The following is a 22303-nucleotide window of genomic DNA, read 5'->3' on the forward strand; positions in this document are numbered from 1 at the left end:
CGAGCATACGACCGGGCGCGCGACCGTTCGGTGCGGAAACGGACATAGCGTCGCACCGTGGTGCGACAGCGGATCAGAGCCCCAAATCGCCGGGGCTTGCGGTGGACAGGAATGCATCCGCTTCACGTACGCTGTTCGTGGCGAACTGCGTCTTGTGGCGGACGTCGTATGCCTCGGCGTAGCGATAGATGTCGTTCGTATCCAGGCCGAGCGCAGCGCCCAGGACGAGCGCATTGCGCATCGCCACGGGCAACTGGACCGACATCCGCATAGCCCAGACGTCCCCGCGCATGGCGTCGAGCATCAGGTCGTAGAGGGCGCGGGCGGTCGTCACCTGCTCGAACAGTTTGCGGGCGTGTCGTTCGTGAATGTCGAGCAGGCAGGCGCGGGCTTCGTCGATCCGCTCCTGAGGATGGACCAGGTCGGGATCGATTGCCGCCTTTTGTTTCGGCGTCAGCTCCGCATACTTCATCACAAAGAGGTCGTATTGATGGGGCTTGGCGCCTGCATTCAGGAACGATGCCCCTGCCGACCATGAATACCTCGGCTTAAACGCCCGGGAGAGCAGCGTTTCCACTTTCGGAAGCAGGACGCTGAACCCTCCATTTACCGACACCAGTCCGCCGCGGCCGTCAAAGGAGACGCTGAACCGGTCGACAGCCTCGCCGTTCGTTTTCGAAAAAATATTGTCGGTCTTACGGTAGCGGTAGCCCATTGCCTCCATGTCTGGCACCAGGAGATTCAGCAGGCGTTGGGACGGGGATGTCGTGGATTTCAAGAGCTTCTTTCAGGTCATTGGCCGCAATCCTGATCGCAGTCTACGACGCAAGTTGCAATACGGCAAGCAAGCCCTGGCTGGCGCCCTAGGCCTTCACGAACAATTCGTCGAACCCAGTCGCCGGATCGAACTCGCGCCGGAACCGGTGGCGCGGCAGCAGCGCCACCAGCACCTCGGCCGTCGTGCGCACGATGCAGCCCGGGCCCAGATGGCCGCCGAGGACGCGGCCGCCGTCGTCCGCCACGGACACGTGCAGGTGCGGGCCGTCCGGCGACAGCGAGCCGCCCAGCGTGAGGATTTCCAGGTCGCCGCGCAGTTCCGTGAATTCCGCCCGGCCAGCGAAGCGCAGCCGGGCGACGGACAGGCTGCCGACGCCTTGCAGGACGAAAGCGGCTTCCACGTGGTGCTGCGCGACGAGGGCGTCGAGCACGGTGCGCAGGTCTTGGCCGGCGCCGATTCGCAGGGGCAGGGTCTGCATGTTGGTGTCCTCCATGATCCCCTTCATTCTACGCCTGACCGCCCATGAGGAATGCAACCGATAGTTTCCATATGGGAATTGTAAATATTGAGATTTGACAGGAATTTACATTGCAAAAAATAAACATAAATTGTATTTTTTGAATATTGATTTTCAGAAAAATATCAGTATGATGGCGTGTTCCCGAAGAGAAGCGCGAAGATAGGCGAAGATTACACAAAGATGTCAACCAAATTCACGATCGCGGCCATTCTGGCCGTCACAATGTCCGGCTGCGCCACGTTCGCGCCGGTAACCGACAGTCATTACACGAGCCGCGACGGGAAGCTGGACATCCATGGCGAACTGATCGACAGCTCGGACGTCCGCATCTTCGTCAACGGCGCCAAGGTCATCGACGACCAGATCTCGCTGCTGCACGGCGACGGCAAGTTCGACGGCAGCTACCAGGGCAAGCCGGTCCGCGCCGACTGCGCCACGTCGGCGGGGCGCCAGGCCAACGCCACCCTGTGCACGGTCGCAGTCGACGGCGAGCGGGTCACGCTGCGGCTTTAATGGTTGAAACGGCGGTTCAGCGCGGGGTGGACAGGTTGGACAGCAGTTCGACCAGCTGGTCGATCTCGTAGGGCTTGGCCAGCACCTGCACGCCCGGGATGACGGCGCGCTGGTCGGTGTAGCCGGTGGCGAGCACGACCGGCAGGCCGGGACGGCGTTCGCGCAGCAGGCCCGCCAGGTCGATGCCGCTCACCTTGCCGGGCATGACGATGTCGGAGAACACGACGTCGGCATCGAGGCCGGCGTCGAGCATGGCGAGCGCCTTGTCGCCGTCCGCGGCCACCATCACGTCGAAACCGCAATCCTCGAGGCCCCGCACGACCGCTTCGCGCACGAGCGGATCGTCCTCGACGAACAGCACGCGCCCGCTGCCGCGGCCCGGCGCCTGGGCGTCGGCGCGCGCCGCCACGGCCGACAGCGGCTGGTGCGAGCGCGGCAGGTAGATGTCGATGGAGGTGCCGGCGCCGACGGTGCTCGACAAGGTCAGCCAGCCGCGCGACTGGGTGGCGAAGGCGTACGCCTGGGGCAGCCCGAGGCCGGAGCCCTGGCCCGGCGGTTTCGTCGTGAAGAACGGGTCGAGCGCGCGCGCCTGCACCTCGGGCGGCATGCCCGTGCCGGTGTCGGTCACGCTCACGCGCACATAGTCGCCGCCGGTGCGCTCCACCGTCGGCTCGAGGGTGCAGTTGCGCACCTCGATGGCGAGGCGGCCGCCGTCCGGCATCGCGTCGCGCGCATTGATCGCCAGGTTCAGCAGCGCCAGGTCGAACTGCACGGGGTCGACGGTCACGGGCCACGGGTCGTCCACGCACTGCACCTCCATGCGCGTGCCCTGGCGCAGCACGCCGCGCAGCAGTTGCACGGAGCCTCGCACGAGTTCGCCCGGGTCGACCGTCAGCAGGCGCGCGTCCTGCACGCGGCCGAACGACCCCAGGCGCGTCGTGAGCGCGGTGGCGCGGCTGACCGTGCGCTTGCACGTGTCGACCAGGCTCAGCACCTTGGGCTGGTTCGCGGTCAGGGAGGCCAGTTGCAGGGCCGTCGTCAGCGTCTGCAGCAGGTTGTTGAATTCGTGCGCGATGCCGCCCGTGAGGCGGCCGAGGGCTTCCAGCTTCTGGCCGCGCACGAGGGCGCTCTGGGCGCGCTCGCTGGCGGCCACGGCTTCGGCCACGCGCCGTTCCAGCTCGGCCTGGGCCGTGAGGATCTGGCGGCTGGCTTCGGCCATGCGCTGCGCCACCGCGTCGATCTCGATGATGCCCTGGGGCTGGTAGTGCACTTCGCGGCCGGCACCGAGGTCTTCGGCGCTGCGGCCGAGGTATTCGATCGGGATGGCGGCCCGGCGTGCGAACCGGCGCGCGGCCACCGACGACAGCACGAGCAGCACGGCCATGATCGTGGCCAGGAACGTCGCCGCATGCAGCGGCACGCGGCGCAGGTCGGCCGTGGGAATGCTGACGAGGACTTTCCATTCCGATGAGGGCACGGTGCTGTAGAACGCCTGCACGGGAATGCCGGCCAGGTTCTTGTTGGAGAACACGCCTTCGCGGTGGGCGGCGAACAGGGACATGGCCATGTTGCTGACGCTGCGTCCGCGGTACTGCTCGACGTCGAGCGAGCGCGCGACGACCTTGCCGTTGCGGTCGAGGATGGTGGCCTGCCACTCGGCGGGGAAGCGCTGTTCGCGCAGCACGTTCTGGAGGATGGCGGCGTTCACGCCCATCGACAGGTAATAGCGGATGGCGCCGTCCACGCGCACCGGCACCTGGATGGCGAAGTCGTGGCGGTGCAGGATGGCCGACACGAACAGGTCGGACACGATCGTGCGGTCGGCGCCGTCGCGTTTCATGAGGCCGTCGATGTTGGACGCGCGCCGGAACGGTAGCGGCGCGCCCAGCGGGGCCCGCGTGTTGATCAGCTGGCGCCCGTCCAGGTCGATCAGGATGATCGCGGTCTCGTCGGTCGGAGCCAGCGACCTGACATGGCGATAAAAGGTGTCGAAGTCGCCCCGGGCCAGCGCGGGCGAATTCGCCAGCGCGTGCAGGATGCCTTCCTTCGTTTCGAGTTCGTTGTCGACCACGAGGGCGAAGGCGCGCACGGCTTCCCTGACGCTCGTTTCCTGGGCGAGCCGCTCTTCCTGATAGACATACCACACGGCCAGCACCGCCGCGACGAAGGCGGGGACCAGGATCACGAGGATCAGGATCAGCAGTCGGGTTCGGATACGCATGGGCCGGAATGGCAGTCGTGACAACGTTGCCTCGAAGCTCAGCATACTACCCGACAATGCCCGGCTTGTCCCGGCCTGGCGGAAAGGGGGGCTCGTGCGTCAGTCCGGCCAGCGTTCGTTGATCTCGGCAGCCTTGTCGAGGTTGCGGATAAGGATGTCGACATAATACGGATCGAGGTGCTGGCCCGCCACTTCGTGCAGGTAGTCGCGTACCTGGTCGATGGGCCACGCTTTCTTGTACACGCGCTCGTGGGTGAGGGCGTCGAACACGTCGGCCACGGCCACGATGCGGGCGTACGGGTGGATGTCGGCGCCCTTGAGCCCCTGCGGATAGCCGCTGCCGTCCCATTTTTCGTGGTGCTGGTGGGCGATCACGGCGGCCGCCTTCAGGATCGGACGCTGCGAGCCGTCCAGGATCTGCAGGCCGATGGTCGGGTGCTGCTTCATGATGTCCCATTCCTCGGGCGTGAGGCGGCCCGGCTTCAGCAGCACGGCGTCCGGCGTGGCGATCTTGCCCACGTCGTGCATCGGCGCCGCATGCATCAGCACGGCCGTCTCGTCGTCCGGCATGCCGGATTCCAGCGCCAGCATGTGGCACACCTGGGCCATGCGGCGCACGTGGTTGCCGGCCTCGTTCGAGCGCGACTCGACGACGTCGCCCAGCCGCAGGATCAGTTCGGCCTGGGTGTCGGTGATTTCCTGGTTCAGCAGGATGTTGTCGAAGGCGATGGCGACGCCCGAGCAGAAGACGTCGAGCAATTGCACGTCGATTTCGTCAATCTCTTCCACGCCCTTGAGCACGAGCAGCGACGCCTTGCCGCTGTTGTTCGGGAAATAGCCGACATAGGTATCGCCGTGCAGTTTCGAGATGCGGTTGTGGCGCGCCTCGTCCAGCTGGGCGATCAGTTCCGGGCCGATGTCCTGTTCGCCGACGTCGCCGATGCGCGCCAGCACCTCGTACTGGCTTTCGCCCGCGATGACGCTGGCGCCGGCCACGCGCAGCAGCATGCTCTGCTCCAGGCGCAGCAGGGCGACGACCTGCTGCAGCAGGCCGCTGGCGAAATCCTTCAGGTTGCGCTGCTTGAACAGGTGCGACGACGCCGAAATCACGCGCTCCAGGCCCTCGCGGTAATTCTGCTGGACGCGGCGGGCGTCCTCGACCTTCATGATGTCGCGGTAGGCGCGCAGCGCGGCGAACGTCGTCGTGAACAGCTTGGTGCGGTCGAGCTCGGTCTTTTCCTTGTAGTCGTTGATGTCGTAGTCGACGATCACGCGTTCCTCGGGCGCCTGGCCGGGCTGGCCCGTGCGCAGCACGATGCGGGTGAACTGGTTGTCCAGCTCCTGGCGCATCCAGCGCGCCACTTCCAGGCCGCTGTCCTCGCGCTCCATGACCACGTCGAGGAACACCAGGGCGATATCCTTCTCGCGCGCCAGGATGGCTTTCGCCTCGGCACCGCTGTACGCGTGCAGGAACGACAGGCTGCGGCCGTCGAGGCGGAAACGGGACAGCGTGAGCTTGGTGATGTCATGGATGTCCGGTTCGTCGTCGACGAGCAGTACTTTCCAAGGGGCAAGCTTCGGCGCGGCTGAGGACAGGAAGGACATAAGACGATCCAATTTCGTGAACGTGTCAGGTCAAAAGAGCGACGGTATTGCGTTACGGCAGCACCGATCTGAAATGATTGTAGTATGAGCAGTGACCATTAACAACAAGAAATATTAATGACGCGGTGCAATAAGTCACAATGTCGCAACGTGTTGCTTCCCTATCATTTACGCCGCTCATGTGTACAGCTTCTGGCAGCGCTCGCACCAGAAGCTGCGCCGGTTCGTCCGTCCCAGGTGGGCTTTATGAAATGGAATATGGCAGCGGGGGCACGTCTTCTTGTTATGCGCCAGCCAATGTTGTTTAAGGGTGAACGCCTTCTTCCATTCGAGGAAGTCGAAGCTGTACTGGCGCGCCTCCTGCACGAGCGCGCGCAGCTTGGCCGGCGGCAGCGCACCCACCGTCGACAGCGGATGCACCCGGATGCGGAACAGCACCTCGTTCTTGATGATGTTGCCGACGCCGGCAAAGATATCCTGGTCGAGCAGGGCGTCGCAGGCGAGCGTCCCGGGCGCCGCTCTGAGCTTCTTGCGCGCCTTGGCCGGGTCCCAGGCATCCGACATGACGTCCGCGGCCCAGTCGTACGACGCGTCGATGTCGCTGTCGATTTCCTTCACGGAGCAGGCATAGAAATTCAGCTCGCCGCCGTCGGCGAAGCCGAGCGACAGGCGCGGGGGCTTGTCGCGCCGCTCGTTCACCCGGTACGTGCCGAACAGGAGGAAATGGATGCGCACGACCATCGCCGGCGTCTGGATCAGGAAGTGTTTGCCCCACGTGCGCAGCGCAACGATGGGCTGGCCGACGAGGCGCACCGTGTCGATGGCCCAGGTATTGCCGTCGGCACGCACGATCTCCTGGCCCACGAACCGGGCCGTCTGCTCTTTCAGGATGACCAGCGACGGGCCTTCCGGCATGATGTGTCCTTGCTGATGTTGAGCCTGTCGGAATTGTGCTGTGCAAGAGCTCGAGGCACCTGTGCGGGGACTAACATTTCGATACAAACTTTGACGATCTTGTAACGGACAGCGGGATGGAAACCGGCGTATAAGAATCAGGTATTAACGGTGGCAGCAGTTCGATGACAGAGAAAGAAAGGAAGACATCATGAAAACGTTCATGAAGACGATGGCCCTGGCGGGCCTGCTGGCGCTGGCCGCGGGCAGCGCGTCGGCCGCGGTCAGCGTGACGTGGGTCCACCCCGAGAATTTCCATGATTTGCCGTTCCCGACGTGGGAGCGCAAGGAGATGCTGGACCAGATCGCGGACCACTTCAAGAAGCTGGGCGAGAACCTGCCGCCGGGCCAGGACCTGCGCATCGAGATCACGGATTTCGACCCGGCCGGCCGCCTCATCCCGAGCATCCGTCTGGGCCGCGACCTGCGCGTGCTGAGCGGCCGCGCGGACTGGCCGCGCATGGAGCTGAATTACGCGGTCGAGCAGAACGGCCAGGTGCTCAAGAGCGGCCAGACGCAGTTGCAGGACATGAATTACCAGCAGACCTACAACCACTACTTCGATTCGGAGCCGCTGCGCTACGAGAAGCAGATGATCGACGACTGGTTCGGCAAGACGATCGCGCCGGTCCGCAAGCGCTGACGTCTATGGTGTCTTGCTGCCCGTCTTGTCGCGCCAGCGGGCACCCGCCTCGCGCACCGTGTAGTCGGCCGGGACGGTGAACAGGGCGGCGGGCGGTTCCTCGCGCCTGATGTTTTCGAGGCGGAACACGGCGTCGCCGCTGCGCGGGTCGCTGTGCTTCGTGTAGACCGTCACCTGCAGGTCGGGCGCCGTCCACGTCTCGTCCGCGACGACGATCGGGTTGCGGTTGCCGATCGCGCCGGCCGGGATCTCGTAGCTGCGCAGCTTGCCCTCGGCCTTGATGCCGCCGAAGTCGCGCGTGCCCAGGTCTTTCGTCACGGCCTTCGACGCCCATTTGAGATCGTCGAACGCGCTGGCCAGCGGCGCCACCCGCATCTGCATGTCGCGCACCGCCGCGCCACTTTCCGCGAACGCCCTTGGGACCTGGATGCGGACGTCTTCCTGCGTACGCTGGCGGGCGTCCGGACCGGTGCGCACGACGCGCTTGACGATGACCTCCTGCTGGCCGTCCGGGGTCGTGCTCCGCTCGATCGACGGCAGCGTGCCGTCCTGGCGCATCCGTGCGGCGCGGGCGCGTGCGTCGGCGGCGTTGACGGGATGATGCCGGTCGAGCTTGATGGCGACGCGCTCCCTGGGCTTCAGAACCCAGTTCAGACCGGCGGCCGGATCGTCGATTTTCACTGCTTGCAGCTCGCCCTTGTCGTCGACGATGTCCTGGCGCGTGCGGCCCGCGCTGTCGCGGTAGGCAGCCATCGGGCCGCGGCGGACGTCGATCTGGTTGCCGTCGGGGAGGTTTTGCGAGCGTTCGCGGACGACCTGGGCGCTGTACGGCGCATTCCTGACGGGGCGCATCCAGCCGGTAACGGTGCCGTCGGGCGCGGTGGCGATCGCGTCGGCACGCATGATCGTGGTGCCGTCGCGGCGCACTTCGAGATGCCCTTTGCCTGCCGCGCCGGCCGTGTCTTCGGCCAGCACCGGTGCAACGATGCCGGACAGCAGCAGCGCAAGTATCAATTTCTTGGTTGTCATGACATCCTCTTGTCGGTCAGGTCATTCGATGGAACTGAGCCGCAGGGCCAGCGGCTGGCCGTCGGCCGCGACCAGCATCTCGGCACGCACCGAGTCGCCCGCGTTTTCCGGCGTCAGCGGCACGCCCAGCGCGGCCAGGCTCGCGCGCGGCACGTCGGCGGCGACCATGCGCGGCGCCGGCTCCGCGGCGATGCGCTCGGCCGACTCGAGCGCGATGAACGGGCCGCTGTCGTCACGCGCGGCGAGCGTGCCGGCCCGGCCGCCATCCGCGTCCGGCGTCCGCAGGGCGAACGCCAGCGCGAGCGCGCCGGCCGCGAGGCCCGCCAGGCCGCCCGCCAGCGTCCAGCGTCGTCCGGGCAGGCCGTGATACCAGCGGCGCCGCGGCGGATGCTGGCGGGCGAAGGCCTGCAGCAATGCCTTTTCGACGCCGCGCGGGGTGTCCAGCCGCCCGACCTCCGCGCGCAGGGCGTCGAACAGGGGATCGCGGTCCGTCGTTTTTCGGGTGTCCATGGTGGCTCTCCTTTTCATGCCGCGCGGTCGGCCGCGCGCCAGCCGGCCAGGCGCTTGGCCAGCGCGGCCCGCCCGCGCGACAGGCGCGAACGCACGGTGCCGATGTCGACCTGGCACACGTCGGCGATCTCGGCGTACGACAATTCATGCATCTCGTACAGGATGACGGCGTCGCGGTAATGCGGCGCCAGCAGCGCCAGCGCGCGCCGCACTTCCTCGGCGGCCTCGTTGTCCAGCAGGCGTCCCAGCGGGCAGGCCGCGTCGTCCGGCGCTTCGGACCCGGCGTCGCCGTCCTCGTCGTCCGGGCCGGACAGCACCACGTGGCGCTGGTGCGCCGTCTCGTGCTTCAGGATCAGGTTGCGCGCCACGCCGAACAGGAAGTGCTGCAGCTGGCCGCGCAACGGATCGAACCGGAACCGTTCCGTCAACAGGCCCATGAACGTTTCCTGAACGACGTCGGCCGCCGTGTCGGACGAGCCGCAGCGCAGCAGCGCGAAGCGGTACAGCGGCCCCTGGTGGCGCCGGTACAGGGCCGCGAAGGCGTCGGCGGCGCCGCCGCGCATGCGGCGCAGCAGGTCGGTGTCGTCGCAGCGGGTCGAGGTCGTGGTCATGGGTCGTTGTGTTTACCCATATTCCGGCGGCAGGCGGGGAAAGTTCCAGGTTTTTGTTTTTATCCGGAAAAAAATACGCGGGCGCTCAGTCCACCCAGTTCACCCGCTCGAACTTGCTGCGGAATTCGTCCGGCATGGCGACGACCTGGCTCGTCTTGTAGTTGAAGAAGACGAAGCCCTGCTTGGCCATCGCGACGAGGGTCTTGTCCTTGGGACGGGTGACGCGGAACGTGATGTCGCCGCCGTACTTGTTGAAGTCCATGACGCCCACTTCGAACAGCAGCTGGTCGCGCGCATGCGCCTCGGCGCGGTACGTCGTCGCGAGGTCGGTGACGATGATGCCCGTGCCGTCGCGTTCCGTCTCGGGGACGCCGAATTCGAACAGGAAGCGTGCCCGCGCCTCGGAGATCATCGAGATCATCGAGTCGTTGCCGAGGTGGTTCGCGGCGTTGATGTCGGTGACGCGCACCGTCAGCAGGGACGTGTAGTAATACTGGTCTTCGGGGAAGGTGAGTGTCAGTCGTGCCATGTCTGCATTCTAGCCCGTGCGGGCAGCGTGTCCGGTTGAGGGAATTCGACGGGCGTCAAGGCCGCAGCCGCAACGCCCATGGGTTCAGCGGGTCAAACGATAGATCAGCAATGCCGCGCGCACGGCACCCCGTTCGATCGAGCCCACGTCCAGGTCTTCGTTCGGCGAATGGGCGCCGTTGCCGCTCGCACCAAGGCCGTCGAGGCTGTCGACGAGCGGCGCCACGAACTGAACGTCGCCGGCGCCGCGCGCCTCGGCCGGCACGGCGCCGATCGGACCCAGTCCGGCGTCCTGGCTGGCGCGCGAGTACAGGTCCAGCAGTTTCAGGTTGCCCGGTGTGACGGCCATGGGCGGGTAGGAGTCGTGGAACGTGATGGTGGCGCTCGTGCCGGGCAGGTTCTGCGCGACGATCACCTGCATGCGCGCGTGGGCGCGGTCGCGCTGCGGGTAGTCCAGGTAGCGCAGGTCGCCTTTCACGGTGGCCGTGTTGGCGATCACGTTCGTCTTGCCGAACGCGGTGCCGCGCGAGGCGGCGGCGTCGAACGCGACCTCGGTGCCGCCCAGGATCACGCCCGGGTTGAACGTGAGGCCCGGCTCGATCACCTGCTGGCGGAACGCGTCCAGGATGCGGGCCGTCTCGTACACGGCGCCGTAGCCGTTGGCGCCGAACACGGCCATCGAATGGCCCTGGCGTCCCTTGACGTCCAGCTCCCACGTGGCCGTCGCGCGCCGGCCCACGGTGGCGGTCGCCATGCCGTCCTTGTCGATGATGCTGCCCTCGAAGCTGAGCGCGACGTCGCTGCGTCTGGCGAGTTCCGCCATGTCGCCGCGCGAGACGCTTTTCGGATTGCCCGCTTCTTCCTCGTCGCCCGTGAACATGACGGCGATGCGCGCGCCGTCGAGGGCGCCCGCGCGTTGCAGCGCGCGCAGCGCTTCGATGACGATCACGTCGCCGCCCTTCATGTCGGAGACGCCCTGGCCGCGCACCCTGTCGCCGTCGCGTTTCCACATCGGCACGTCGGCGCCCGGCTCGAATACGGTGTCGAGGTGGCCGAGCAGCAGCAGGCGCTTGCCCCGGTTCCCGTCGCGCGTGGCGACGAGGTGGCCGGCGCGGTGCATCCCGGGCGGCAGGTCGATCCAGCGCGTGCTGAAGCCGAGCTCGTCGAACTGCTTGCGGAACAGCTGGCCGACGTCGCGCACGCCGCGCGTATTCATCGTGCCACTGTTGATGAGGACGCTCTGCCGGAGCAGGTCGAGGGCCTGCGGCGCATGCGCCCTGACCTCGGCGACGATTCTCTGCTCGGTCGGATCAAGCCCGTCGGCATGTGCCGCCTGGACGCACGCCAGCGCCGCCAGCACCGCCCCCGCCATCTTGCGCATCGTGATCTTTCCAAAAAAAATGATGCTCAACTTTACACCGATTCAGCCCGCTTGCGCGTCGAGGCGCTGGTTGCTGACCTGCACCGTCTGCGAGCGGATCAGGCCGTCGACCACTTCGTAGATCGCAACGAGGTCGACCTCGCCCCGGCCTTCGGGAAAGTTGCGGGTGACCGTCTCGTGGTCGATGACGATGTTGCCCATCACGACACGCTGCAGCAGGCGCGCGTGCAGGTCCGGCTCCTGGAAGCGCGCCGCGAAGCGGGGGCGCATTGCCGCATGGCCCGTGGCCAGCAATGTCGCCGGCAATTCGTACTGGCGCGCGTCGGGCGCATAGGTCGCAAGCAGGGCGTCGAGGTCGCGGGCGTTGTAGGCGTCGAGCTGGCGCTGGACGACGGCGTCGGGGGAGGTCGGGGCGGACATGGTGCGTGGCAAGTCGAAAATTCGATTCTGCCATGAAACGGCAGTCCGGGTGGCGAGGCGGCCGGAACGACCGCCTACAGGCTGCGCAGGATGAACCCGCAACCGGCCACCATGCACAGTCCGCCAACGAGGCGCTTGACCAGGGTGCCGTCGAGGCGGTGGATGACGATGGCGCCCGCCAGCACGCCCACGATTTCAAAGGCGACGACGAAGGCGGCAAGCCGATAATCGATGCCGGCGTAATGCAGGTTGGCGAGCGAGCCGGACAACGCGCCGACCGTTTGCAGCACCTGTCCGACGCCGATCGCGGTCAGCACGGAATAGCCGCACAGGACCATCAGCGGCACGGACAGCACCGGGCCGCCGATGCCGGTGAGGCCGGAAAAGAATCCCGTGACGGCGCCGATCGCCGCCAGGATCAGCCGGCGCCGGCGCGCGCTGCGCGGCACGGCGAGCACCGCCCGGTCACCGCCGGCTAACGACGTGTACGTGCCGACGACGAGGATCACCGCGGCCAGCACCGTCGACAGCGACGCGGTGTCGAGACGATGGCCGAGCCATGCGCCGGCATAGCCCGTCGCCGCCGCGCCGAGGCACACCGGCCGTACCAGCGTCCAGTCCAGGCTGCCTTTTCTGTGGAAATAAAGCGCACCCGCGATGCCGGTGAAGATGAAGGTGAACAGCGACAGCGCCATGCTCCGGTGGATGTCCATGTCCGTCAGCAGTGTCAAGGCGGGCGGCATGAAAAAGCCGCCGACGCCGGCCGCACCGACCAGGACGCCGATGGCAATGGATATCAGTGCAAGTCCGGTATGCATCGGCAGGGCGCCCCATCAGGTCGGTCAGAAAAAAACTCATTATAACTGGTTATGACGAGTTTCGCGAAAAAAATGGCTAGGCAGCCAGCCGTTTCTGTTCTTCCTCCCGCAATGCCGCCAGCAGCGCGGGCACGACGTCGAACAGGTCGCCGACGATGCCGTAATCCGCCACGCCGAAGATCGGCGCTTCCGGATCCTTGTTGATGGCGACGATGATCTTTGCGTCGCCGATGCCGGCCAGGTGCTGGATGGCGCCGGAAATGCCGATCGCGATGTACAGCGCGGGCGCGACGATCTTGCCGGTCTGGCCGATCTGCAGGTCGTTGGCTGCAAAGCCGGCGTCGACGGCCGCGCGCGAGGCGCCGATGGCGGCGCCCAGTGCGTCGGCCAGCGGTTCCAGCAGCCTGAAGCTGGCGCCGGAACCGAGGCCGCGCCCGCCCGCCACGACGACGCGCGCCGAACCCAGTTCCGCCCGGCCGGACGACGTGCGTTCGAGCGAGACGAGGCGCGACGTGCCGGCATCTTCCACCGCCGCCACGGCCTGCACGACCGCCGCGGCGTCACCGGGCGGCGCCGCGTCGAAGCTGGTGGCGCGCACGGTGAGCACCTTGACGGCGTCCAGCGCCTGCACGGTCGCGATCGCGTTGCCGGCGTAGATCGGACGCTCGAACACGTCGGGCGCGACCACCCGCGTGACTTCCGAGATCTGTCCCGCATCCAGGGCGGCCGCGATGCGCGGCATGACGCTTTTGCCGAACGTGCTGGCCGCCGCCAGCACGTGGGTGTACGCCTCCTGCGCCAACAATTGCAGCGCCTGGGCGGCGACGTTTTCCGCGAGCCCGTGCGCCAGGTGCGGCGCGGAGGCGACCCACACCTTCGCCACGCCGGCGGCGCGGCCGGCGTCGTGCACAGCGGCGGTGCAATCGTGCCCTGCGACGAGCAGATGCACCGCGCCGCCGCATTGGCGGGCCGCGCCGATTGCGTGGCGCGTGGCGGCATGGAGCGAAACGTTGTCGTGTTCGGCGATGACCAGTACTGTCATGATGGCTCCTCGATAGATTAGATGACGTGGGCGTCGTGGCGGAGGCGGCGGACGAGCTCGGCCGCATCCTGCACGAGCACGCCGCTCTTGCGTGACGGGGGCGGGTTGACGGCCAGCGTGGTCCAGCGCGGGGCGAGGTCCACACCCAGGGTTTCGGCGGGGATCACGTCCAGCGGCTTCTTTTTCGCCTTCATGAGGTTGGGCAGGCTGACGAAGCGCGGTTCGTTCAGGCGCAGGTCCGTCGTCACGATGGCCGGCAGCGCCAGTTGCACGGTGTCGGTGCCGCCATCGACGTCGCGCGTGACGGTCACGCTGTCGCCTTCGACCCGCACGGCCGATGCGCACGTCGCCTGCGGCCAGGCCAGCATGGCCGCCAGCATCTGCCCGGTCTGGTTGCAGTCGTCGTCGATGGCCTGCTTGCCCAGGATCACCAGCCGCGGGACTTCCCGCCTGACGATTGCGGCCAGCAATTTGGCGACCGCGAGCGGCTGCAGTTCCGCGTCCGTCCGCACCAGGATGCCGCGGTCGGCGCCGATGCCCATGGCCGTGCGCAGCACGTCCTGGCAGGCGTCGGGGCCGCAGGATACCGCGACGACTTCCGTCGCGTGACCCGCTTCCCTCAGCCGCGTGGCTTCTTCGACGGCGATGTCGTCGAAAGGATTGATGGCCATCTTGACGTTGGCCAGGTCGACGCCCGTGTGGTCCGGCTTCACGCGGACCTTGACGTTGGGATCGACCACCCGCTTGACGGGGACCAGTATTTTCATCGTTTCTCCTTGTGCGTCACTTGTCGACGAACGCGCGTTCGATGACGTAGTGGCCGGGATGGCTCATATTGCCCTCGTTCAGGCCGTAGGTCTGGAGCACGTCCACGGTGTCCTTCAGCATGGCGGGGCTGCCGCACAGCATGAAGCGGTCGTGCTCGATGTCGAGCGCCGGCACGCCGAGCTTGTCGTAGAACTGTGCGCTTTTCAGCAAGTCGGGAATGCGTCCCTGGTTTTCGAACGGTTCGCGCGTGACGGTCGGATAGTAGATCAGGCGGCCGGCCACCATGTCGCCCAGGAATTCGTGATTCGGCAATTCCGCCGCGATGCGCTTCTGGTAAGCCAGTTCGTCGACCTGGCGGCAGCCGTGCACGAGGATCACTTTTTCAAACTTCTCGTAAACGTCCGGGTCCTGCACGATGCTCATGAACGGTGCGAGGCCCGTGCCCGTGCCGAGCAGGTACAGGTGCTTGCCCGGCAACAGGTTCTGGCTGAGCAGCGTGCCGGACGCCTTGCGGCCGACCAGGATCGAATCGCCGACCTTGATGTTCTGCAGGCGCGAGGTCAGGGGACCGTCGGGTACCTTAATGCTGAGAAATTCGAGCTGCTCTTCGTAATGCGGGCTGACCATGCTGTATGCCCGCATCAGCGGCTTGCCGTCCACGTCGAGCCCGATCATCGCGAACTGTCCGCTCTGGTAGCGGAAGCTCGGTTCGCGCGTCGTGGTAAAAGAAAACAGGCGATCCGTCCAATGGTGCACGGACAAGACTTCCGCCTCGTAGAAATTACTCATCACGCCATCCTTTCGTCAAAAAATCGCGGAACCCGCTCGTCGCCGGAGCGAATGCCATCTGCTTCAGATAGGTCCACGGATAAATGCCGCGCTCGTGGCCGTCCGAAAAGAACAGCTGCAAAGCCGTCGAGCCCACCGGCTCGATCTTCAGCAGCGCCACGTCGTCGGCAACCGGCAGCACCTGGTCCAGCTTCCTGCGCGTGCTCTCGCATACGCTGCAGCGGCAGGAGCGGCGCAATACGCTGTGCGACAACACTGCGTGCCGGTCGTCCCACACCAGCTCCAACGTACGTGCCTTCTCGTTCAAGCTGATTGCGGAAGGCCAGGCCGACGGCGGTACATCGTTCGCGTCCAGCGGCGCGACCGCGGTTGCATCGTCACAGGACATTGGCCACCCCCTCCGGTCCGATTTCCATGCTGAGTCCGCCACAACCGCCGTCGCGCAATTCCCCGCCCATCGCGGCCAGGCTTTCTTCGCGAATCAGCTTCTTGATCGAGCGGACCAGTCCGGCGAACTCCGGCGTGTCCATCATGTCCGGCGTGCGGGGACGCGGCAGCGGCACCCTGATGTCGGCCTTGATCCGCCCCGGCCTGGCGGTCATCACATAGATCCGGTCCGACAGGAAGATCGCTTCCTCGATGTCGTGCGTGATGAACAGCACGGACAGCCGCAGCCGCTGCCACATATTCGTCAGGATTTCCTGCATCACCGAACGCGTCTGCGAATCGAGCGCGCCGAACGGCTCGTCCATCAGGAGCACTTGCGGGCTCGTCGCCAGCGCGCGGACGATGCCGACACGTTGCTTCATCCCGCCGGACAGTTGCGACGGATAGTGGTTTTCGAACGCCAGCAGGCCCGCCAGGCCGAGCAGGGTGCGCGCCTGCGTCTCGCGTTGCGACGGTGCCATGTTCGCCATCTTCAGCCCGAACTCGACGTTCTTGCGCACCGTCATCCATGGGAACAGCGAATACTGCTGGAACACCACCCCGCGGTCCGAACCGGGGCCGTCGATGCGCTTGCCGTCCAGCGTCACGACGCCGCTGTTGGCCTTGGTAAAACCGGCGACCGCGTTCATCAGGGTGGACTTGCCGCAACCGGAAGGACCGATCAACGAGACGAATTCACCGGCCTGCACGTCCAGCGACACCGACTTCACGGCCTGCACGGTCGCGCCGCGCGCCTTGAAACCGATGTTGAGGTCGCGAACCTCGATGTGGCCGGCTTGGGTACCTGTGGTGTGCGCACTCATTTTCGCGCTCCCGCCGCCAGGCCCGTCCACGGCATGGCGAGTCTCGAACAAATATGGATCGCCTTGCTGCACAGCAGGCCGAGCACGCCGATCGTGATCATGCCGAGTGCGATGTCGGGATATGAAATCAGCGAATACGCTTCCCAGGTGAAGTAACCGATGCCGAACTGGCCGGAAATCATTTCCGCCGCAATCAGCGAGACCCAGGCGACGCCCATGCCGACCGCGAGACCGGTGAAAATGTGTTGCAGGGCGCCGGGGATCACGACATGCAGGATCACGTCCTTTTCTTTCGCCCCCAGGCTGTGCGCCGCGCGGAGCAGGACTTCGTCGATCTCTTCCACGCCCTGGATCGTGTTGATCAGGATCGGAAAAAAGGCGCCGATGAACGTGATGAATGCAATGCTGACCTCGTTGCTCGGCCACAGCATGATGGCCATCGGCACCCATGCGATCGCCGGGATCGGGCGGAACAGTTCCATCGCCGGCATCGTCAGCGAACGGAAGATCCGGTACCGGCCGACCATGATCCCGAGGCCCGTGCCGACGATCGCGGCGCCGGCAAATCCGAACAGCACACGGCGAACGCTGATGCCGATGTTCACGATGAACCTCGTCGAATGACTGACGTCGAGGATGCTGCGCCAGACGTCCATGGGCGTCGGGATGTTCCCGAAGCGCACGTAGAAATCGAGCTTGTAGCGCGTCGCCAGATACCACATCAGCAGGACGGCGGCGATCGACACGCTGCCCAGCACGGCCCCGCCGATGCCGGATTCGAGCCAGTGTTTCAGCGAGAAAGGCATCGCTTGCCCGGCGTTCGGCGGCGGACCGCCTTCGATGGCTTCGAGCCTGGGCTGCCGTACCGGCGTGCCGGGAACGGGATGAGGCGGCGCGGCCGTCGGCGGGGGCGTCATTGATTGACGATCTATCAGAGCCATGATCATTTCTCCATCTTGGCGAGCACTTGCTCGTAGGTTGCGACGGTGCCGCCGGCTTTCGCCGCGCTGGCTTCCGCGTCCTTCTTCAGCAGGAAGGGCACGACATCCATCCCGGCACCGCTCCCGTTGACCGCGTAGAAGGCCCTGTCGGCGAATACCTTGATGCCGAGCCCATGGTCGAACAAATATGCCACTGCAATTTTCTTGCCAGCTTCCTGGTATTTTTTGATCCCCATGAAGGTGCAGAGCGGGGAACTGAGCGGCACGATGTCGCCGCCGGCGATCCAGATTTCGCCGGCGTTCTTCGGACTGGTAACCGTCCTGGCGCAGACCGGGTCCTTGCCCTGGATGTCGTAGTTGGCCAGGGACCGCTTCTGCGCGTCGTAGTCGAGGCCGCGCTGCCTGAAGGCCGTGCGCAGATAGCTTTCGTCGACCCAGCTGTCCACGTCGAGCGTCTTCACCTTTCCCAGTTTCTGCAGCACGTCGTAGTCGGTCTTGATGGCGTTGACGAGGAGCGGCTTGATCGTCGGGTCCAGCGTGTGGATGCCGTCGGGTCCGAGGAAGATGTAGACGACTTCCTTTTCGATTTTGGTCCACTGCGCGATCTTCTCGGCCGCGAGTTTCGGGTTCTTGCGGACCCAGTCGTCGGCATCCATCAGCGCGCGGATATACGCGACGACGACTTCCGGAAACTTGTCCCCGAAGTCCTTGCGCACGACGATGCCGTGGAAGGTCGGGATCCTGGTTTCGGCGCCGTCGAAGATCTTGCGCGCGAAGCCGCGGTACGGCAGCAGCTCGCCGAAGGGAACGAAATCGGCGTGGCCGTCGATCTTCTTTTCCTGCAGGTTGCTGGTGCCGATTTCCGGCGACTGGCTGACCAGGTTCCAGTAGTCGTCCGACCAGCCGCGCGCCTGCATCGCCTGGAGCAGCATGCCGTGCGCCGCCGATCCGAACGGCACCGACACGTTCTTGCCCTTCAGGTCAGACAGCTGGTAGTAGGGACTGTCCTTGTTGACCACGACGCCGTTGCCGGCGCCGAAGGCGTTGTAGGCGATCACGGCGACCAGCTGCGTTTCGTTGCCCTTGCTTTGCTGCCCGTTGGCGCCGTTGATCAGCAGCGGGTAATCGCCCATCATGCCGATCTGGATCTTGTTGGCCATCATGCCGTTGGTCACCGGAGGCCCGGAGGTGAAGTTCTGCCAGTCGACCTTGAAGTCGATGTTCGCGTACTTGCCGGTCTTCGGCAGATACTTGTCGAGCAGGCCCAGCTCCTTGATGACGACGCCGCCGGTGACGGTGTTGGTCGTGGTGTTCTGCGTGCCGATGCCGATCGTGACGACGTCTTTTGCCCGTGCCTGCGCGGCGCACAGGACGGTGGCGAAGAGCACGGCGATACGGGCGATGCGGCCACTGGCGCGGCCTGGTGTGAAGAACCGAAGTGTCATGTTGAATCCCTTCCAGAATTGGTCAAAGCATGAAGAACCGGCGTACTGCGTGCGCTGCTACACCATCTCCACCAGGTGCGCGCGTTTGTCCGGCTTGTCCGCCCATTCGTCGGCGGTCGGCAGCGGTTCCGTCGAATGGGCGATGACGGGCCAGCGCGTCGCCAGCCTTGCGTTCAGCTCGACGTATTCCTTCTGCGCTTGCGGCAGCACCTTTTCGTCGTAGATCGCCTCGACGGGGCATTCCGCCACGCACACGCCGCAGTCGATGCAGACTTCCGGATCGATCACGAGGAAGTTGGGTCCCTCATGAAAGCAGTCGACCGGGCATACCGAGACGCAGTCCGTGTATTTGCAGCCGATGCATGATTCGCCGACAACATGTGTCATGATGCGCCCCCGTTCAGTTGGATGGTCGTCAGCGCCAGCTTCGACAGCTTGCGCACGTCCGAGTCCACGTCCTTCAGCGCCAGTTCCAGGTGCGCGATGGCGCGCGTGTCGCCGATTTCGCCCAGTGCGATGACGGCTTCCTTGCGCAGGTTGCTCATCGGATGCCGCAACGCCGCGCACAGCGCATTCACCGCGGCCTTTGCCTTGAGCTTGCCGAGACTGCGCGCCGCCTTCACGCGCACTTGCCAGAACTCGTCGTCCATCGCGCGCACCAGGTCCGGCACGCCGAGCGCCAGCCCGAGCTTGCCCATCGTGATCGCGGCTTCCTCGCGCACCTGCCATGCCCGATCGGCGAGGACGCGGCTCAGCGTCGGCTGGATGCTGACTTCCGAGACGTAGCCGAGCGCGCCGACCGCGATGCGGCGCACTTCCTGGTCCGGATCGTTCGCCGCGGCATTCGTCAACGCGCCGATCGCTTCCGGTTTCTTCAGGTAGCCGAGCACGCCCACGGCTTCGCGGCGCACGCGGGCGTCCGCGTCGCGCAGGGCGCCCATGGCCGGCTCGAACGCCGCGTCCACGCGCAAGGCCCGGATCGCGTGCAGGGCGGCGGCCCTGACCGTCGCTTCTTCATCCCCCAGGTAAGGCAGCAGATGCGGTGCCGACGACGGTTCCTTCAGTTCGGCCAGCGTGGTCGCCGTCGCGCGCCGCACCTCGGGGTCGGCGTCCTTCAGGAGCGGCACCAGCGCGGCCAGCGCTTCCGGTTCTTCGTAGCCTTCGATCGCCCTGGCCGCCTCCAGCCGCACGCACGCGTCGGGATCGGCCAGTGCCGCGACCAGCAGCGGCACGATGTCGTCCGCCTCTTCGGAATAAGGGAGGTCCAGCACCGCAATGCGGCGCACGCCCGGGTCGCTGCTGTGCAGCCGTTCGTGAATACTGGTTGCCATCATGGCCGTTTCTCCTCAGCGAACCAGGTAGGGGATGTTGACGTGCACGGCGCCGGTGGGACAGTCCTGTTCGCACGGCATGCAATACCAGCATTCGTCGAACTTCATGAACGCCTTGTTGCTCACGATGTCGATCGCCAGCACGTCCAGCGGGCATACGTCGACGCACACCGTGCAGCCTTTCTCGGCGATGCACTTCGATTGGTCGACGACGACCGGGGCCTGCGTTCGGGTGGTTGCGATGGTCATGATCTTTCCTTTCGGGTCTGGTTAAACGGCGACGGTGGTTTTGCTGCCGGCCACGCGCAGGCGCTGGTACGCGGCTTTTTCTTCGGCATTCAGTTCGACGATGTAGGGCTCGATCTCGCGCTTGCGGAAGGCCATCCTGCCGTCCGCGCCCAACTTGACGTTGGTGTGGCAGAACCAGTTTTCGTCGTCCTTCTCGGGATGGTCGACGCACAGGTGATACAGGCCCCAGCGGCTTTCCTTGCGAAACAGCGAGGCGCGCGCCGCGAGTTCCGCGCAGTCGCGGATCGTGTGCGCTTCCATCGCACGCATCAATTCGTGCGGATCGACGGCACTGAGTTCATTCAGGTCGTCCTTGATCTCGCCGAAGCGCTCCAGCGCGATCTCCATCTTGCGGGTGACCTTCGGCGGCTGCAGGTAGTCGTTCACGATGCGGCGCGTCTTGTATTCGACCTGGAACGGCGTCAGGCCTTCGCTGCGCGCCAGCGGTGCCATGATGCGTTTGCGTTCCGCTTCCACCATGTCGGTGTCGATGACCGGAGCGGCCATGCCGGAGACGTAGTCCGCTGCGTTCTCGCCGCAGAATTTGCCATATACGAAAGCGCCCAGCATGTAGTTGTGCGGAATGCTGGCGCAATCGCCGGCCGCGTACAGGCCGGGGATGGAACACTCGCCTTTTTCGTTGGTCCAGATGCCGGAGGCGCTGTGGCCGCTGCAAAAACCGATTTCCGAGATGTGCATTTCGATCGCCTTCTGGCGATAGTCGTTGCCGCGCCGTTCGTGGAAGCGGCCGCGGCTCGGACGTTCGTTGGTGTGCAGGATGTGCTCGATCTCGGCGATCGTTTCTTCCGCAAGGTGATCGAGCTTCAGGAACACCGGACCGCGGCCGCCTTCGAGTTCGTTGTAGAACTCCAGCATCATCTGGCCGCTCCAATAGTCGCACTCGATGAAACGCGCGCCGGTGGAGTTCGCGGTAAAGCCGCCGAACGGTCCGGTCACATAAGCACACGCGGGGCCGTTGTAATCCTTGATCAAGGGATTGACCTGGAAGCATTCGAGGTTCGTCAGTTCCGCGCCGGCGTGATAGGCCATCACGTGGCCCTCGCCGCTGTTGGTCGGGTTCTCGTACGTGCCGAACATGTAGCCGGAGGCGGGCAGGCCGAGACGCCCCGCCGCGCCCGTGCACAGCACGACCGCCTTTGCCTTGATCACATAAAAATCGGCGGTGCGGCAGTCGAATCCCATGACGCCCGCGATCTCGCCCCGCGTACCCGTGATCAGGCGCGTGGCGACCACCCGGTTGGTGATATCGACGCGCTGGCGCTTCAGTTGCCGATACAGCACCTTCTTCATGTGATGCCCTTCCGGCATCGGCAATACATAGCTGCCGAGGTGATGCACCTTGCGCACGGCGAAATCGCCGGTTTCGTCCTTCTCGAATTTGACGCCCCAGCGATCGAGTTCCTCGATCATCGCGAAACTGTTGCTTGCGTAGGCGTACACGCCTTTCTGATCGACGATGCCGTCGTTGGCCACCGTGATCTCCTTGGTGTACTGCTCCGGCGTCGCATGGCCGGGGATGACCGCATTGTTCAACCCGTCCATTCCCATGGAGATTGCGCCGCTGCGCTTGACGTTCGCCTTCTCCAGCACGAGCACACGCAACTTCGGATTCTTCTCCTTGGCCTTGACGGCGGCCATCGGGCCCCCCGTACCGCCGCCGACGATCACCAGGTCGTATTCCAGTTCGATGGTATTCATGTCACCCTTTCAGTAAAGTTGCCGTGCGGCCCCTTGCGCACCTCGTCATAACTCGTAATAACGAGTTGTGCAAAATGCGTGCCAATCGAATTCGCCGTTATTCGCCGTATCGGGTGGGAAGAATGATCTGGAACGGTGCGCGGACAGTGCGGCACGTATCCGTTGTGGGGAGAGACGCCACCAAAGTGGGGCGCACGCG

Annotated in this window: 25 protein-coding genes; 2 read left to right on the forward strand and 23 right to left on the reverse strand. The window is 65.4% G+C overall.

What is annotated here, in order from left to right; translation table 11 throughout:
- Nucleotides 1–73: 73 nt before the first annotated feature.
- Together ACEN9Q_RS28790 and ACEN9Q_RS28795 are read right to left on the reverse strand one after the other, a co-directional pair.
- A complete protein-coding gene (locus ACEN9Q_RS28790) occupies nucleotides 74–715 on the reverse strand; it encodes a hypothetical protein (protein WP_495626860.1) in 642 nt (213 codons plus the stop codon).
- 148 nt (nucleotides 716–863) lie between these two features.
- A complete protein-coding gene (locus ACEN9Q_RS28795) occupies nucleotides 864–1256 on the reverse strand; it encodes a PPC domain-containing DNA-binding protein (RefSeq protein ID WP_495626861.1) in 393 nt (130 codons plus the stop codon).
- A 222-nt stretch (nucleotides 1257–1478) separates the two neighbouring features.
- Here ACEN9Q_RS28795 and ACEN9Q_RS28800 point away from each other — a divergent pair, with 222 nt between their 5' ends.
- Nucleotides 1479–1811 carry a hypothetical protein gene (locus ACEN9Q_RS28800; protein WP_495626862.1) on the forward strand — a complete coding sequence of 111 codons (333 nt, stop codon included), beginning with the start codon at nucleotides 1479–1481 and terminating at the stop codon, nucleotides 1809–1811.
- Between the two features lie 16 nt (nucleotides 1812–1827).
- Here the strand turns inward: ACEN9Q_RS28800 and ACEN9Q_RS28805 are convergent, their stop codons facing one another.
- The 3 genes from ACEN9Q_RS28805 to ACEN9Q_RS28815 form a co-directional block, all read right to left on the reverse strand.
- Nucleotides 1828–4032 (reverse strand): hybrid sensor histidine kinase/response regulator, encoded by a 2205-nt coding sequence (locus ACEN9Q_RS28805; RefSeq protein ID WP_495626863.1) that lies wholly within the window; start codon nucleotides 4030–4032, stop codon nucleotides 1828–1830.
- Between the two features lie 99 nt (nucleotides 4033–4131).
- Nucleotides 4132–5637 (reverse strand): HD domain-containing phosphohydrolase, encoded by a 1506-nt coding sequence (locus ACEN9Q_RS28810; RefSeq protein ID WP_495626864.1) that lies wholly within the window; start codon nucleotides 5635–5637, stop codon nucleotides 4132–4134.
- Nucleotides 5638–5814: 177 nt separating this feature from the next.
- Nucleotides 5815–6552 (reverse strand): DNA-formamidopyrimidine glycosylase family protein, encoded by a 738-nt coding sequence (locus ACEN9Q_RS28815; RefSeq protein ID WP_495626865.1) that lies wholly within the window; start codon nucleotides 6550–6552, stop codon nucleotides 5815–5817.
- Nucleotides 6553–6742: 190 nt separating this feature from the next.
- Between ACEN9Q_RS28815 and ACEN9Q_RS28820 the strand changes: the two genes are divergently transcribed.
- The gene (locus ACEN9Q_RS28820; protein WP_495626866.1) at nucleotides 6743–7234 is read left to right on the forward strand and encodes a DUF3016 domain-containing protein; all 492 of its coding nucleotides are present in this window, start codon (nucleotides 6743–6745) and stop codon (nucleotides 7232–7234) included.
- Between the two features lie 3 nt (nucleotides 7235–7237).
- On the opposite strand, the gene ACEN9Q_RS28825 is transcribed toward ACEN9Q_RS28820, so the two are convergent.
- The 18 genes from ACEN9Q_RS28825 to ACEN9Q_RS28910 form a co-directional block, all read right to left on the reverse strand.
- Entirely contained in the window at nucleotides 7238–8263 is a 1026-nt protein-coding gene (locus tag ACEN9Q_RS28825; RefSeq protein ID WP_495626867.1) for a hypothetical protein, read from the reverse strand.
- A 21-nt stretch (nucleotides 8264–8284) separates the two neighbouring features.
- Complete coding sequence (locus tag ACEN9Q_RS28830) at nucleotides 8285–8773, reverse strand: hypothetical protein (protein ID WP_495626868.1); 489 nt, start codon at nucleotides 8771–8773, stop codon at nucleotides 8285–8287.
- A gap of 14 nt (nucleotides 8774–8787) precedes the next feature.
- The gene (locus ACEN9Q_RS28835) at nucleotides 8788–9384 is read right to left on the reverse strand and encodes an RNA polymerase sigma factor (RefSeq protein ID WP_056448540.1); all 597 of its coding nucleotides are present in this window, start codon (nucleotides 9382–9384) and stop codon (nucleotides 8788–8790) included.
- Nucleotides 9385–9469: 85 nt separating this feature from the next.
- On the reverse strand, nucleotides 9470–9913 hold the full coding sequence (locus ACEN9Q_RS28840) for a thioesterase family protein (RefSeq protein ID WP_056448537.1): 444 nt from the start codon (nucleotides 9911–9913) through the stop codon (nucleotides 9470–9472).
- Between the two features lie 84 nt (nucleotides 9914–9997).
- A complete protein-coding gene (locus ACEN9Q_RS28845; RefSeq protein ID WP_495626869.1) occupies nucleotides 9998–11323 on the reverse strand; it encodes a M20/M25/M40 family metallo-hydrolase in 1326 nt (441 codons plus the stop codon).
- A gap of 12 nt (nucleotides 11324–11335) precedes the next feature.
- Complete coding sequence (locus ACEN9Q_RS28850; RefSeq protein ID WP_056448532.1) at nucleotides 11336–11713, reverse strand: nuclear transport factor 2 family protein; 378 nt, start codon at nucleotides 11711–11713, stop codon at nucleotides 11336–11338.
- 74 nt (nucleotides 11714–11787) lie between these two features.
- Nucleotides 11788–12531, reverse strand: a complete 744-nt coding sequence (locus tag ACEN9Q_RS28855; RefSeq protein ID WP_056448529.1) for a sulfite exporter TauE/SafE family protein — start codon at nucleotides 12529–12531, stop codon at nucleotides 11788–11790.
- 76 nt (nucleotides 12532–12607) lie between these two features.
- On the reverse strand, nucleotides 12608–13573 hold the full coding sequence (locus ACEN9Q_RS28860) for an electron transfer flavoprotein subunit alpha/FixB family protein (protein WP_495626870.1): 966 nt from the start codon (nucleotides 13571–13573) through the stop codon (nucleotides 12608–12610).
- Nucleotides 13574–13590: 17 nt separating this feature from the next.
- Nucleotides 13591–14340, reverse strand: a complete 750-nt coding sequence (locus ACEN9Q_RS28865; RefSeq protein ID WP_056448527.1) for an electron transfer flavoprotein subunit beta/FixA family protein — start codon at nucleotides 14338–14340, stop codon at nucleotides 13591–13593.
- 16 nt (nucleotides 14341–14356) lie between these two features.
- Nucleotides 14357–15130: a ferredoxin--NADP reductase gene (locus ACEN9Q_RS28870; protein ID WP_056448524.1), complete on the reverse strand. Its 774-nt coding sequence runs from the start codon at nucleotides 15128–15130 to the stop codon at nucleotides 14357–14359.
- A complete protein-coding gene (locus ACEN9Q_RS28875; RefSeq protein WP_056448521.1) occupies nucleotides 15123–15518 on the reverse strand; it encodes a gamma-butyrobetaine hydroxylase-like domain-containing protein in 396 nt (131 codons plus the stop codon). The genes ACEN9Q_RS28870 and ACEN9Q_RS28875 overlap by 8 nt, the downstream gene beginning before the upstream one ends.
- Nucleotides 15508–16380 (reverse strand): ABC transporter ATP-binding protein, encoded by an 873-nt coding sequence (locus tag ACEN9Q_RS28880; RefSeq protein ID WP_056448517.1) that lies wholly within the window; start codon nucleotides 16378–16380, stop codon nucleotides 15508–15510. The genes ACEN9Q_RS28875 and ACEN9Q_RS28880 overlap by 11 nt, the downstream gene beginning before the upstream one ends.
- Nucleotides 16377–17321: an ABC transporter permease gene (locus ACEN9Q_RS28885; protein ID WP_495626871.1), complete on the reverse strand. Its 945-nt coding sequence runs from the start codon at nucleotides 17319–17321 to the stop codon at nucleotides 16377–16379. Before ACEN9Q_RS28885 ends, ACEN9Q_RS28880 begins: the two co-directional genes overlap by 4 nt.
- 2 nt (nucleotides 17322–17323) lie before the next feature.
- On the reverse strand, nucleotides 17324–18766 hold the full coding sequence (locus tag ACEN9Q_RS28890; protein ID WP_495626872.1) for an ABC transporter substrate-binding protein: 1443 nt from the start codon (nucleotides 18764–18766) through the stop codon (nucleotides 17324–17326).
- A gap of 57 nt (nucleotides 18767–18823) precedes the next feature.
- Nucleotides 18824–19153 (reverse strand): ferredoxin FdxA, encoded by a 330-nt coding sequence (fdxA, locus tag ACEN9Q_RS28895; RefSeq protein ID WP_495626873.1) that lies wholly within the window; start codon nucleotides 19151–19153, stop codon nucleotides 18824–18826.
- Complete coding sequence (locus ACEN9Q_RS28900; RefSeq protein ID WP_495626874.1) at nucleotides 19150–20100, reverse strand: HEAT repeat domain-containing protein; 951 nt, start codon at nucleotides 20098–20100, stop codon at nucleotides 19150–19152. The genes fdxA and ACEN9Q_RS28900 overlap by 4 nt, the downstream gene beginning before the upstream one ends.
- Nucleotides 20101–20112: 12 nt before the next feature.
- Nucleotides 20113–20346, reverse strand: a complete 234-nt coding sequence (locus ACEN9Q_RS28905) for a 4Fe-4S dicluster domain-containing protein (RefSeq protein WP_056448502.1) — start codon at nucleotides 20344–20346, stop codon at nucleotides 20113–20115.
- Nucleotides 20347–20367: 21 nt separating this feature from the next.
- Nucleotides 20368–22104, reverse strand: a complete 1737-nt coding sequence (locus ACEN9Q_RS28910; RefSeq protein WP_495626875.1) for a fumarate reductase/succinate dehydrogenase flavoprotein subunit — start codon at nucleotides 22102–22104, stop codon at nucleotides 20368–20370.
- Between the last annotated feature and the right edge of the window lie 199 nt (nucleotides 22105–22303).

The sequence above is a fragment of the Massilia sp. Masssp93 genome (genome assembly GCF_059491295.1).